This is a genomic window from Pseudomonas sp. B12(2026), from assembly GCF_057767015.1.
In genome coordinates this window covers 803,506-817,087 of record NZ_CM173430.1, presented here as the reverse complement: position 1 = coordinate 817,087, position 13,582 = coordinate 803,506, and the positions used below count along the sequence as shown (strand labels likewise).

Annotated in this window: 12 protein-coding genes; all 12 read left to right on the top strand. The window is 64.2% G+C overall.

Features of this window, described 5'->3' with window-relative positions; translation table 11 throughout:
* Positions 1-20: 20 nt before the first annotated feature.
* The 12 genes from AC3B6A_RS03900 (at position 21) to AC3B6A_RS03845 (ending at position 13,420) form a co-directional block, all read left to right on the top strand.
* Complete coding sequence (locus AC3B6A_RS03900) at positions 21-2,063, top strand: type VI secretion system Vgr family protein (protein WP_488400996.1); 2,043 nt, start codon at positions 21-23, stop codon at positions 2,061-2,063.
* A gap of 61 nt (positions 2,064-2,124) precedes the next feature.
* On the top strand, positions 2,125-4,887 hold the full coding sequence (locus AC3B6A_RS03895; RefSeq protein ID WP_488400995.1) for a glycoside hydrolase family 19 protein: 2,763 nt from the start codon (positions 2,125-2,127) through the stop codon (positions 4,885-4,887).
* Positions 4,884-5,777, top strand: a complete 894-nt coding sequence (locus tag AC3B6A_RS03890) for a tetratricopeptide repeat protein (RefSeq protein WP_488400994.1) — start codon at positions 4,884-4,886, stop codon at positions 5,775-5,777. Before AC3B6A_RS03895 ends, AC3B6A_RS03890 begins: the two co-directional genes overlap by 4 nt.
* Before the next feature lie 149 nt (positions 5,778-5,926).
* Positions 5,927-6,394 (top strand): hypothetical protein, encoded by a 468-nt coding sequence (locus AC3B6A_RS03885; protein WP_488400993.1) that lies wholly within the window; start codon positions 5,927-5,929, stop codon positions 6,392-6,394.
* A gap of 610 nt (positions 6,395-7,004) precedes the next feature.
* Positions 7,005-7,250 carry an exodeoxyribonuclease VII small subunit gene (locus AC3B6A_RS03880; protein ID WP_488400992.1) on the top strand — a complete coding sequence of 82 codons (246 nt, stop codon included), beginning with the start codon at positions 7,005-7,007 and terminating at the stop codon, positions 7,248-7,250.
* Complete coding sequence (gene ispA / locus AC3B6A_RS03875; RefSeq protein ID WP_488400991.1) at positions 7,247-8,134, top strand: (2E,6E)-farnesyl diphosphate synthase; 888 nt, start codon at positions 7,247-7,249, stop codon at positions 8,132-8,134. Before AC3B6A_RS03880 ends, ispA begins: the two co-directional genes overlap by 4 nt.
* Before the next feature lie 123 nt (positions 8,135-8,257).
* A complete protein-coding gene (locus AC3B6A_RS03870; RefSeq protein WP_488400990.1) occupies positions 8,258-8,932 on the top strand; it encodes a GntR family transcriptional regulator in 675 nt (224 codons plus the stop codon).
* A gap of 113 nt (positions 8,933-9,045) precedes the next feature.
* On the top strand, positions 9,046-9,990 hold the full coding sequence (locus tag AC3B6A_RS03865) for a 4-hydroxyproline epimerase (RefSeq protein WP_488400989.1): 945 nt from the start codon (positions 9,046-9,048) through the stop codon (positions 9,988-9,990).
* The gene (locus tag AC3B6A_RS03860; RefSeq protein WP_488400988.1) at positions 9,987-11,099 is read left to right on the top strand and encodes an NAD(P)/FAD-dependent oxidoreductase; all 1,113 of its coding nucleotides are present in this window, start codon (positions 9,987-9,989) and stop codon (positions 11,097-11,099) included. The genes AC3B6A_RS03865 and AC3B6A_RS03860 overlap by 4 nt, the downstream gene beginning before the upstream one ends.
* On the top strand, positions 11,092-11,328 hold the full coding sequence (locus tag AC3B6A_RS03855; protein ID WP_488400987.1) for a 2Fe-2S iron-sulfur cluster-binding protein: 237 nt from the start codon (positions 11,092-11,094) through the stop codon (positions 11,326-11,328). The genes AC3B6A_RS03860 and AC3B6A_RS03855 overlap by 8 nt, the downstream gene beginning before the upstream one ends.
* Positions 11,325-12,572 (top strand): FAD-dependent oxidoreductase, encoded by a 1,248-nt coding sequence (locus AC3B6A_RS03850; RefSeq protein WP_488400986.1) that lies wholly within the window; start codon positions 11,325-11,327, stop codon positions 12,570-12,572. Before AC3B6A_RS03855 ends, AC3B6A_RS03850 begins: the two co-directional genes overlap by 4 nt.
* Before the next feature lie 95 nt (positions 12,573-12,667).
* Positions 12,668-13,420 carry an AraC family transcriptional regulator gene (locus AC3B6A_RS03845; protein ID WP_488400985.1) on the top strand — a complete coding sequence of 251 codons (753 nt, stop codon included), beginning with the start codon at positions 12,668-12,670 and terminating at the stop codon, positions 13,418-13,420.
* The last annotated feature ends 162 nt before the right edge of the window (positions 13,421-13,582 follow it).

Genomic DNA, 13,582 nt, shown 5'->3' with positions numbered 1-13,582 from the left:
TTCGAACAGGGAGCCTGAACATGTTCAACCCCGCCAACCAGACCCATTTCAGCCTCAGCATCGAAGGCGTCGACAGCGACCTGCAGGTGCTCGGATTCCACGGCAGCGAAGGCATCAGCCGCCCCTACCGGTTCGAAGTCGAACTGGTCAGCGAGCGCCCGGACCTGCAACTGGACGCACTGCTGCACAAGCGCGCCTTCCTCGCCTTCGCCCCCGGCGGGGCCGGCATCCACGGGCAGATCCACCGCGTGGCCCAGGGCGATGCCGGCCGGCGCCTGTGTCGCTACCACGTCGTGTTGGTACCGCAACTGGCCTACCTCGCCCACCGCGTCAACCAGCGCATCTTCCAACAGCTGACGGTGCCCGAGATCATCGCCAGCGTGCTCGAAGAACACGGCATCCTGGCCGACGCCTACCAGTTCCAGCTCGGCCCGACGGTCTATCCCAAGCGCGACTACTGCACCCAGTACGACGAGTCCGACCTGCACTTCATCCAGCGCCTGTGCGAAGAGGAAGGCATCCACTACCACTTCCGCCACGGCAGCGACGGCCATCGCCTGGTGTTCGGCGACGACCAGACCACCTTCCCGCGTCTCGGCCAGCCCACCCCCTACATCCCCGACACCGGCATGGTCGCCGACATGCCGGTGATCAAGCGCTTCAACCTCGGCCTGGAGGCGCGCACCAGCCGCGTCACCCGCCGCGACTATGACTTCCAGAAGCCCCGCCTGCTGATGGAAGCGGCCTGCAAGCCCAAGGCCGAAAAACCCGAGCCGGACCTGGAAGACTACGACTACCCCGGCCGCTTCACCGACCGCGAGCGCGGCAAGCACCTCAGCCAGCGAACCCTCGAACGCCACCGCGCCGACTACCGCACCGCCCGCGGCGAAGGCGACCAGCCGAAACTGCTCAGCGGCCACTTCCTCGAACTCTCCGAACACCCGCGCGGCGAGTGGAACGACCTCTGGCTGCTCACCGAAGTCCATCACGAAGGCAAGCAGCCCCAAGTGCTGGAGGAGTCCATCACCAGCGATGTCACCGACGACAAGGACGACTTCCACCAGGGCTACCGAAACCGCTTCGTCGCCACCCCCTGGGACGTGCCCTACCGCCCCGCCCTGCTGCATCCCAAACCGAGGGTGCTGGGCAACCAGAGCGCCGTGGTCACCGGCCCCGCCGGCGAGGAAATCCACTGCGACCCGTACGGCCGGGTGAAGGTGCAGTTCTTCTGGGACCGCGAGGGCCAGGCCGACGACAAGACCAGCTGCTGGCTGCGCGTCGCCAGCGGCTGGGCCGGCAGCGCCTTCGGCGGCATCGCCATCCCCCGCGTCGGCATGGAAGTGCTGGTCAGCTTCCTCGAAGGCGACCCCGACCAACCGTTGGTCTCCGGGTGCCTCTACCACGCCGAGAACCGGGTGCCCTACGCCCTGCCGGAACACAAGACCCGCAGCCTGTTCAAGACCAACAGCTACCCCGGTGGCGGCGGTTTCAACGAACTGCGCATCGAGGATCGCAAGGGCCAGGAGCAGATCTTCATCCACGCCCAGCGCGACTGGGACGAGAACATCGAGCACGACCAGCACATCCGCATCGGCCACGAACGCCACGACACCGTCGAGGCGAACACCTACAGCGAATTCAAGGCCGAGGAACACCGCACCACCCACGGCGACCGCAAGGTGGAAACCCGCAGCGACGACCACCTCACCGTCGCCAACAACCAGCACATCAAGATTGGCACCGGCCAGTTCATCGACGCCGGCCAGGAAATCCACCTCAAGGCCGGGCAGAAACTGGTGGTCGAAGCCGGCACGGAAATCACCCTCAAGGCCGGCGGAAGCTTCATCAAGCTCGACCCGGGCGGCGTCACCCTGGTCGGTGCGATGGTCAAGGTCAACGCCGGCGGCTCACCGGGCAACGGCTCGGGTATCGGCATCAAGGCACCGCTGCAGCCGGGGATGGCGGATGCGGACAAGGCGGGAAACGAGATGGAGGAGGCGTTGATCAATGCGCCGCTTGAAGTCACCACCACCCAACGCCGAATGCTGAATTTCTCCTTCTGATCGGATAGCCAGGCCGACGCCCCACCCGCCGGCCCAACGGAACTGGAAACGGAACATCACCATGGAAAAACAGAAGAAAGTCGAACGCTGGTCCTACCCCTTCAAGGCCAAGGGCGAAGGTAGCGCCGCCAGCAGTGAGGTCATCAATCCGCAGGTCTACTACGAGGCTCTGGCGACCGCCGAGAGCGGCTATTACCCCGTGTCCAGCAACGGCCTCTGGCACGGCGGCGTGCACTTCGACCAGAACACCGCGGCGATGCTCGACCAGTCCTCCGTGCGCTGTATCGCCGACGGCGTGGTGGTCGCCTACCGGATCGACGAGACCTACAAGAAGCTCACCTACACCGGGAGCGGCACTCCCAAAGAGGTGACCTACTCGACCGGCTTCGTGCTGGTGAAACATCGCCTGGAGCTACCGCCGGCACCTACCGCCGCACCGGCTACGCCGCCCGCAGGAGGGACACCCGCTCCTGCAGCGCCACCGGCGCCAGAACCTGACCTGACGTTCTACAGCCTGTACATGCACCTGAAGGACTGGCAGGGATACAAGGACCAGCCCGAGCTCGAACGCCCAGCGTTCTGGGTGGGGGATACCCGCGTCGTCAAGCAGAGCGCCCCCGACAAACTTGCAGGACTAAGAGTCCGAGCCACCGCGAATGGCACGCTGCTGGGCGTCCTTCCGCGCGGCACCATCGTTGAAGCTGGTACTCCTGATCCCGGCGCCAACCCGAACTGGCTCAAGTTCATTCGCGCCACGCCAGCCGTAGCAGGGCTGGTGGAAAACACCGGCTTCCTTCACAAGGGCCCCGATAACGGAACAGTTCTGAAGGACTTAGGGGACGGCAAATACATCGTCAACCACAAAGCCGATGACCCGGTAACACCCACTCAGAAAGGAGCCAACATTCGTTCCGCCGCGAACGGAAACTCCACTATCCTTGGCCTTCTTCCTGCGGGAACCCAGGTGCGCATCGCGCCCAGCGCCACTGCCCAGAGCTATCACAAGCTCATCGCGATCACCGGCGGCAGTGCCGTTCCTGCGGTGAGCACCGAACAACTGGCCACCGAAGGATATGTGTGGGTGAAGGATCTGGAAGCCGTGAAGGAACCACAGGCGAAGGGCAGCGTATTCCTCGTCGACCCGCCCGTTCCCATTCAGGCCGGCGCGTTGATCGGTCACCTCGGCAAGTACCAGGCCGCCTCGCAAGGTCAGCCCCACGACCTGCTGCACCTCGAAGTCTTCTCCTGCGACGACGTCGAAACCTTCGTTGCCCAGAGCCGCGCACGAGCCAATCAGCTCAAGCCGGAACAGAAGACGCTGCTGAAAATCCCACGCGAAACCAAGGTCATCACCAAGGAGGGTGCCAGCAAGGACAACCCGCCTCGTCCTTCCGATTCCGGCAATCCCACCGCGTACGACATGGTCTTCCCGCTGGCCGCTCTCAATGCGCTGCCAGCAAATAAGAAGATCACGCTGACTACCACGACAGGTGGCGCTACCACGACGGAACAGTGGTGGCATCTGGACAAGCTGCCCGGCAAGAACGGCAACACTCTCAGCGGCTGGGTGAAGGAAGACGAAATCATCACGCCGCGCCTGCATCCCTGGAGTTGGGAGGGGTTTGACTTCATCAAGGAAACCAGCACGCCAAGCGACCAGTATGTGTGCAAGCTCAGCACGGACGGCGTTCTGGATGATGCGGAGAAGACCAACTACAAGGCGCAGGTCGACGCTGTCGATGGTGGCCCGGTCATGACTCGTCTGTACGAGATCATCGATGCCGACGGGGATGAAAAACTGACGGCCACCGAGATCAAGAACACGCTCGCCAAGCCGTGGCACGCGCAGTCCATCAGCCGGCTGATCGCTCAGTATGAAAGCGAGTGGTACGCCGACGAAGGCCTGAGCAAGTGGGAAGCGCTGAATTGCTACATGGCCAAGGAAGCGGAGAAGGACTGGACTCAGGAGAAGGAAAGGATCAAATCCCTGCTCTGGTGGGAAAACCTCAAGGACAAACTTCAGATACCAGCAGGAAACAGTTGGCACATACACCCCATTTCGCTTCTGGAAGGATTCAGCGTCAGCTCAACCGAACTGATTACCCTGGAGATGCTGAAACTGGCCAACTCGACTGTTTCCGAGGAGCATTACAAGACTATTCTCCCGTACCTCAACAAGTACGCTGAGCAATTCAAGGTCAATACCAAACTTCGCATCGCCCACCTACTCGCCCAGACAGGCCATGAGAGTGGGTTCAAAGTAACCCAGGAAAACCTAAACTACAGCGCCAGACAGATGCGCAAGACCTTTGGCTGCAGAAAGAACCAGGCCGGTTATAACTCGGCCACAGATGAATGTATCATCCTGCCTCGCCTCCGTCCGAAGCTCTGGGATGAAGAAGCAACGTATGCCCACAACCCGGAGAATCTTGGAAACTATGTTTATGCCAGTCGTAATGGAAACGGCAATGAGGCCAGCGGCGACGGCTACAAATACAGGGGCCGAGGCATCATTCAGCTAACGGGAAAGACCAACTACGCAGGCTATACGGCCATTCACAACGCCAACAACCCCGGCGACCCGCAGGATTTCACCCAGAATCCTGACTTGATCGTGCAAAGTACTGATTACGGCATCGAATCGGCGTTTGCTTGGTGGAAAATGAACAGCATGAACAGCTTTATTGATAATTCATATAGCGAGCACGGAGAAGCCAATATCTCCGAACACGTGAAAGAGGTTTCGGTAAAGGTCAATGGCGGGTCCATTGGGCTAAATGAAAGAGTGCAACTATTCAACAAGATTCGGGAATTGGTAAAATGAGAAAAAAGGTCGTTGCACTCTCCATTACTCTCGCATTCAGCGCACAGGTTTCAGCTGCAGCGCTGGATCTTGATCCGCCCTTCGGCGACGCCAGGCGTATCGAGCTCACTTATTCCGATTTTCCCTCGGGAGATAGAGCGCTGTCTGCCACTCTGGTTGCGCAGCCTCCCGTCGAGCCCACGCGGATCGCGAACTTCTGCGAACCGGAAGGTGGCGATCCGGCAATCGGCAACGTGGCAACAGTGGCTGGAAACTCGGCTCATGGCGACATCCTGGCCATTACTTGCATTTACAAAATGAACCACGGCGGAATTGGCCTCGTAGGGACCCAGTTCCAGACGAAGGTATTCGAGAAGAAAGGCAAGACCACCCAGGTGCTTTCTTCAGCTGAAGAGCCGCTGTCTGGATTCGAAGGACAGAGCGAAGACGAAGAGGAGTCTTTCTACTTCTACAAGAGGCCCGAGCTTTTCAAGGAAAAGCTGAAACTGGTCACTGATGGCCAGCAGTCAGACTCCCTAGAACTTGCACATGGTATAGCACTTGAGCTGCTCAAGAGCGAGTCTGCCGAGGCAGCTGGAAAGTACCTGTCCGTCGAGCGGATTGACAGCCTGACCCCAAAATATCCTCTTACCGGAAAAAACGCTGCGCTCTACAACGACATTGGCTACGTGCTGGTTGAGGCGAACAAAATGGAACAGGCGCTCTCGACACTTCTGCCCATTGAAAAGGTCGCCCCGCAGCGCATCCCCTTGTATCTGAACATCGCCGACGCCTACTGGCCCTCGGAAAAAGAAAAGGCCAAAGCCTATTACGCGAAATACCAAGCCTTGATGATTGGCAAGAACAAGAAGAACCTCATCCCTGAGCGGGTAAAAGAAAGAATGAACTAACTGCAAACAGGAATATCCGACCAGCATCGCAACCCCAGATAACTACCCGCTGCCGGGCCAAAACGCAGCGACGGTGGGTGGAAACCCTGGTCACTCGCAATCACGCGCGACAGTGTCCGAAAACGCCTGAATCGCAGAAACAGCGCACCATGATGAAAAAACTGCTTATAACAATCTCGATCCCCCTGACCGTTTCGGCCAATGCCACGGAAATAGTCAAAGGAGATGGAGGCAGCATTATTCTGGACAGCAAGCCCGCCCCATCGATCTACAAAGATATCACGCAGACCAAGGGTGGCGTTTACCGGGAACTGATCCAGACAAATGGAAACCCCGCGCTGTTTACATCCGGCGAAGCGGACATAATTTATACTCTGAAGGAAACAAGCGGAAAGATCCTGATCGACTGTGCCATTGCCGAAACCAGAAGCAACCAGACCGGCATCTCCATAAGAAACTCCATGTGCGACATCAACAAGGAACTTGACACAGACTATGCAGAACTAGGGTATACCTATACGGATCAATGGAAGGATGCTGTCTCAAGTATCGACATCACCAAACTGACCCAGCACAAAAAACCACTGGACATAAAAAAGAGAACTTGGGAGAAATAGAAATACACGAAAGATACAACACCCTTTCTCAACTGGAAAATTCTGCCCCAGAAACCTATCTCAAAAAGGAAAACAACTGCCACATAATTTCCAACCAAAAAACATTCATAAATTATTCGATAACCAACCCCACCCACCCCACGAGCATTTCAACGCTGATTAATGCCGAAACCTATAAATTCAAAAAATACAAAGCGGACGACCTAAATTCCCTTAAATACACGCCATGCAGCGACGACGAAAAATAATAAATCAAATATCGAACCAAAGGCGAAAGGGGACAAAGGCGAAAGGGAACAGGTTTATTTTTTATCTTCAATCCAGGCGCGCAGAGAATAGAAATATAACCGCCCTTTCTCAACCACATGGCTAGAACATGAATTGATGACAGCGAAGGTCTGCACAGACCCACGAGCAATTCAATGCCTTGGCAGAACCGGATGAGCCTGTACGGTTCCACTTCGAAGCGCATCGGACGAACGAATACACCCAAGCACCAGCCCTTATACAAAGCCGCCTGCGGCGTTCCGCAGCGCTCATCGCATTTGCCCACACCCCCCGTCTCTGCTAGTGTCGCGAGGTTTCCGAATACCCCCGCCGAGATGTCCGTATGGCCCGCAAGAAAGCTTCCCTCGACTTCGAACAGTCCCTCGCCGAGCTGCAAACGCTGGTGGAGCGTCTGGAAAGCGGCGAGCTGTCGCTGGAGGACTCGCTGGGGGCCTTCGAGCAGGGTATTCGCCTGACCCGGGAGTGCCAGGCGGCGCTGACCCAGGCGGAGCAGAAGGTGCAGATCCTGCTGGAGCGTGACGGCGAACTGAGCGAAGCGCCCTTCGAGCCGGAAGGCGACGGCGCATGATCGCCGCCTACCAGGCGCGCTGCCAGGCGCGTGTCGATGCTGCGCTGGAAAAGCTGTTCGTCGCCCCCCGAGAAGAACTCACCCGCATCTACGCCGCCATGCGCTACAGCGTGGTCAACGGCGGCAAGCGCGTGCGTCCGCTGCTGGCCTACTCGGCCTGCGAGGCGCTGGGTGGCGCGGCGGAGCGTGCCGATGGCGCGGCCTGCGCGGTGGAGCTGATCCACGCCTATTCGCTGGTGCACGACGACCTGCCGGCGATGGACGACGACGACCTGCGCCGCGGCCAGCCGACCACCCATATCGCCTTCGATGAAGCCTGCGCGATCCTCGCTGGCGACGGCCTGCAGGCGCTGGCCTTTGAGGTGATCGGTAACGCCGGACTCAATCCGCAGGACGCCCAGACCCGTCTGGACATGCTGCTGGTCCTGACTCGTGCGGCCGGTGCCGCCGGAATGGTCGGCGGCCAGGCGATCGATCTCGAATCCGTCGGCCGCAAGATCGACCAGGCCGCGCTGGAAACCATGCACCGGCACAAGACCGGCGCGCTGATCGAGGCCAGCGTGCAGCTCGGCGCCCTGGCCAGCGGCCGCGCAGACGCCACCGCGCTGGACGCCCTGCGCCGCTATGCCGAGGCCATCGGCCTGGCCTTCCAGGTGCAGGACGACATCCTCGACGTGGAAAGCGACACCACCACCCTCGGCAAGACCCAGGGCAAGGACCAGGCCCACGACAAACCCACCTACCCCGCCCTGCTCGGCCTCGACGCCGCCAAGGCCTATGCCCTGGCCCTGCGCGACCAGGCGCTGGCCGCGCTGGATGGCTTCGGCGACTCCGCCGAGCCGCTGCGCGCGCTGGCCCGCTACATCGTCGACCGCCGCAACTGAGCCCCTGTTACCGGGCACGCGCCTTGCGTGTCCATTGCCGTGAAGCGCCCGATCGCCGGGGGCCTCCCAGTGCCGTCTACATTTCGTATACTATATCCGCAAACCATCCGGACGGACGCCATCGTGCCGCTACGCAACGCCCCCAACCTGGGCATCGCCCCTTCCGCGTCGGAGATCATCGCCAAGCATCTGCGCGAGGCGATCATTTCCGGACAACTGCCGGAAAACGAGCCGATCCGCCAGGATGACATCGCCCAGGTGTTCAACGTCAGCAAGATTCCGGTACGCGAGGCGCTCAAGCGCCTGGAGGCGGAGGGGCTGGTGGAGTTCCAGCGCAACAAGGGCGCGCTGGTGACCAAGATTTCCGAGCCGGAACTGGCGCAGATGTTCGAGGTGCGGGTGCTCCTCGAAGCCCAGGCGATCCGCCTGGCGGTGCCGAACATGACCGCGGAAACCTTCGCCCGCGCCGAGCGCATCTGTGCCGAGTTCGTCGGCGAAGATGACGTGGGCCGCTGGGCCGAGCTGAACTGGGAACTGCACGCCTGCCTCTACGAGCCGGCGCAGCGGCCCTACCTGGTCGGCCTGATCCGCTCGATCCACGACAAGCTCGAACGCTACCTGCGCATGCAGATGAGCCTGTCCGACGGCAAGGAGCGCGCCGACCACGAGCACCACGACATCCTCGACGCCTGCCGCGCCGGCGACGGCGAGTTGGCCGCGCGGCTGGTCGAGGAGCACATCAACGGCGTCTGCCGCACCCTCTACGAACACCTGCCGAACCGACCGACGCCGAGCTGAGCGACACGCCGGGGCTGTGCCGATTTCATCATCGCCCCGACGGAAAACCCTCAAGCCCCGAACCCCGCCCCGCGCCACCCTAGGGTCAATCACCAGACACCCCAGGGGGCAGCATGAAACGCATCCAGGTTCTCGATTCCCACACCGGCGGCGAACCCACCCGCCTGGTGCTCGACGGCTTTCCCGATCTGGGCACGGGCAGCATGGCCGAACGCCGCAAGCGGCTGGCCAGCGAGCACGACGCCTGGCGCGCCGCCACGGTGCTGGAGCCGCGCGGCAGCGACGTGCTGGTCGGCGCGCTGCTCTGCGAGCCGGTGGACCCGACCGCCTGTGCCGGAGTGATCTTCTTCAACAACACCGGCTACCTCGGCATGTGCGGCCACGGCACCATCGGCCTGGTGGTCTCGCTGGCGCACCTGGGGCGCATCGGCCCCGGCACGCACAGGATCGAAACGCCGGTCGGCACCGTCGAGGCGACCCTGCACGACGACCGCTCGGTGAGCGTGCGCAACGTGCCCGCCTACCGCTGCCGCGCCCAGGTACCGGTGGACGTGCCGGGCTACGGCACGGTACACGGCGACATCGCCTGGGGCGGCAACTGGTTCTTCCTGATCGCCGAGCACGGCCTGCGCGTCGCCGGCGACAACCTCGAAGCCCTCACCGCCTACACCGTCGCCGTACAGAAGGCGCTGGAAGACCAGGGCATCCGCGGCGAGGACGGTGGGCTGATCGACCATATCGAGCTGTTCGCCGACGACCCCGAGGCCGACAGCCGCAACTACGTGCTCTGCCCCGGCAAGGCCTACGACCGCTCGCCCTGCGGCACCGGCACCAGCGCCAAGCTGGCCTGCCTGGCCGCTGACGGCAAGCTGCAAGCCGGCAAGCCCTGGCGCCAGGCCAGCGTGATCGGCAGCCAGTTCGAAGGGCGCTTCGAATGGGCCGGCGAACCGGCCGAGGGGCGCATCATCCCGACCATCCGCGGCCGCGCCAACATCAGCGCCGAAGCCACCCTGCTGCTGGAAGAGGACGACCCGTTCGCCTGGGGCATCCGTTCGTGAACGACGCCGACATCATCGTCATTGGCGCCGGCATCGTCGGCGCCGCCTGCGCCAACGCCCTGGCCCGGCGCGGGCTGGACGTGCTGGTGGTGGATGCGCGCCTGCCCGGCGCCACCGCCGTGGGCATGGGCCACCTGCTGGTGCTGGACGACAACCCCGCCGAGCTGGCGCTGAGCGACTACTCGCTGCAGCGCTGGCGCGAGTGGAACCACGACATGCCGGCTGAGTGCGCCTACCGCAACAACGGCACCCTGTGGCTGGCGGCCAATGACGAAGAGATGGCCGAAGCCGAGCGCAAGTTCGCCGTGCTGCGCGAGCACGGCGTGGCCGCGCAATTGCTGAACAGCGCGGAACTGCGCGTGGCCGAACCCGAGCTGCGCGCCGACCTGCACGGCGGCCTGGAGATCACCGGCGACGGCATCCTCTACGCGCCGCGCGCCGCCGCCTGGCTGCTGGAATCGGCGCTCAAGCCGATCCGCCAGCGCCAGGCGAAGGTGGTGGAAATCGACGAGCGCCGCGTGCGCCTGGAGAACGGCCAGTGGCTGCGCGCCCAGGCCGTGGTGCTGGCCAACGGCGTCCAGGCCAGCGAGCTGTGTCCGGAGCTGCCCATCGAGCCGAAGAAGGGTCACCTGCTGATCACCGACCGCTACCCCGGCAAGGTCCGCCGCACGCTGGTGGAGCTGGGCTACGTCACCAGCGCGCACAACGCCAGCGGGCCTTCGGTGGCCTGCAACATCCAGCCGCGCCCCACCGGCCAGCTGTTCATCGGCGCCTCGCGGCAGTTCGGCACCACCGCCCCGCAGGTGGAAGGCTGGATGCTGGCGAAGATGCTGCGCCGCGCCGTGGAGTACATGCCGGGCCTCGCCGGGCTCAACGCCATCCGCAGCTGGGCCGGTTTCCGCGCCGCCAGCCCGGACGGCCTGCCGCTGGTGGGCGCGCACCCGCAGCGCCCCGGCCTGTGGCTGGCGGTCGGCCACGAAGGCCTGGGCGTGACCACCGCCCCCGGCACCGCCGACCTGCTCGCCGCGCAGCTGTGCGACGAATCGATGCCGCTGGCCGCCGAACCCTATTCCCCGCGTCGCTTCCCCGGAGTCAACGCCCATGCCTGATCTGTTCCTCGACGGCCAGCCCCTGCGCGTCGCCGCCGGCACCACGGTCGCGGCCGCGCTCGCCCTCGCCGGCGACGGCACCACCCGCACCTCGGTCAGCGGCCAGCGCCGCGCGCCGCTGTGCGGCATGGGCGTCTGCCAGGAGTGCCGGGTGAGCATCGACGGCCAGCGCCGCCTGGCCTGCCAGACCCTCTGCCGCGACGGCATGCGGGTGGAGACCCGCCCATGAACATCGCTGCCGATATCGTCATCGTCGGCGCCGGCCCGGCCGGGCTGTCCGCCGCCCTCGCCGCCGCGCCGAGCGGCGCCAGCATCGTCATCCTCGACGACAACCCGCTGCCCGGCGGGCAGATCTGGCGCGACGGCCCCAACGCGCAGCTGCCGCGCGCCGCCATGGAACTGCGCGAACGCGTCGCCGCCTGCGCCAACATCAAGCTACACAGCGGCACCCGCGTGGTGGCGCTGGCCGGCGAACGCGGCCTGCTGCTGGAAGACGCCGAGCGCGGCTGGCGGCTGGACTACCGCAAGCTGATTCTCTGCACCGGCGCCCGCGAACTGCTGCTGCCCTTCCCCGGCTGGACGCTGCCCGGCGTGACTGGCGCCGGCGGCCTGCAGGCGCTGGTCAAGGGCGGCCTGCCGGTGGACGGGCAGCGCGTGGTGATCGCCGGCAGCGGCCCGCTGCTGCTTGCCAGCGCCGCCACCGCCCGCAGCAACGGCGCGCGCATCCTGCGCATCGCCGAACAGGCCTCCTGGCCGGCCCTGGCGCGCTTCGCCATGAAGCTGCCGCGCTGGCCGAACAAGCTGCTGCAATCCTTCGGCCTGTACGACCCGGCCTACCGCGCCGGCAGCCACGTGCTCGCCGCGCTGGGCAGCGACCACCTCGAAGGCGTGCGCCTGAAACAGGGCGGCAGGACGCTGGAAATCGCCTGCGACCGGCTGGCCTGCGGCTTCGGCCTGATCCCCAACGTGCAGCTCGGCCAGGCGCTGGGCTGCATCATCGAAAACAGCGCGATCCGCGTCGATGCCTGGCAGGCGAGCAGCCGCGACGGCGTCTACGCGGCGGGCGAGTGCACCGGCTTCGGCGGCTCCGAACTGGCCCTGGTGGAAGGCAGCATCGCCGGCCACGCGGCGGTGGGCGAACACGACCGCGCCCGCCCGCTGTGGTCGCAGCGCCGGCGCTGGCAGGGTTTCGCCGACGCCCTGCGCCGCGACTTCGCCCTCGACCCACGCCTCAACCAGCTCGCCGAGCCGGATACCCTGGTCTGCCGTTGCGAGGACGTGCCCTACTCCGCCCTCGCCGGCAAGCCGGACTGGACCGCCGCCAAGCTCGCCAGCCGCTGCGGCATGGGTGCCTGCCAGGGCCGCGTGTGCGGCGCCGCCGCGCAGCAGCTGTTCGGCTGGCAACCGCCGGCACCGCGCCCGCCGTTCAGCCCGGCGCGCGTCGATACGCTGCTGCAGCTCGCCGACGACTGAGTCCCATGCGCGCATCTCCGGATGCGCGCATGGCTTTCCCCCATTCCTTTCGTCCCGTATCTTCAGCCGTGTTCCGTCAGCCGAATCGCTTCCCGATGCACGACCTGATCCCCCAGGGCGCCCGCGACCTGGACAGCCTGCTGCAGACCCTGCAACAGATCGCCCCGTTGCTCGATGCCATGCCCGGCGTGGTGTTCTTCATCAAGGACACCCGCGCGCGCTACGTGCTGGTCAACCAGACCCTGGCGCGGCGCTGCGGGGTGAAGGACGCGCGCGAGCTGCTCGGACGTACCGCCGAGGAGGTGTTCCCCTCGCGCTTCGGGCCGGTCTACACCGAACAGGACCGCCGCGTGCTGGAAACCGGCGGGCAGCTCAGCGACCAGCTGGAACTGCACCTCTACCCCGGCCGCCAGCCCGGCTGGTGCCTGACCCACAAGCTGGCGCTGCGCGATGCGGACGGCAGGGTGATCGGCATGGCGGGGATTTCCAGCGACCTGCAGGCGGCGCAGTCGACCCACCCGGCATTCCAGCGGCTGGCCGCGGTGGATGCGCATATCCGCGAGCACTTCGACAAGCCGATCAACCTCGGCGAGCTGACCGAGCTGGCCGGGCTGTCCGTCGCCCAGCTGGAGCGCCACTGCAAGCGCATCTTCCAGCTCACGCCCCGGCAGATGATCCACAAGGCGCGCCTGGGCGCCGCCACCCGCCTGCTGGCGGAAGATCTGCCGATCACCGAGATCGCGCTGCGCTGCGGCTACACTGACCACAGCGCCTTCAGCCGACAGTTCCGCGCGCTCACCGGACTTTCGCCGAGCCAGTACCGCGAGTCCCAGGCCGCGCTGCGCTGATCCGCAGTGCTCCCATTGGGGGCAGCGGAACACGCGCCTGCTTCATTTGGTAACAGCCTTCAGAAATTTCCTTCAGCCGCCTGCCTGCATCCCGGCGGCTCGCCCCATCAACGGCGGGGCCTGCGTCCCGGCAGTCCCGTTTCCGTGATTTCTGGCACATGC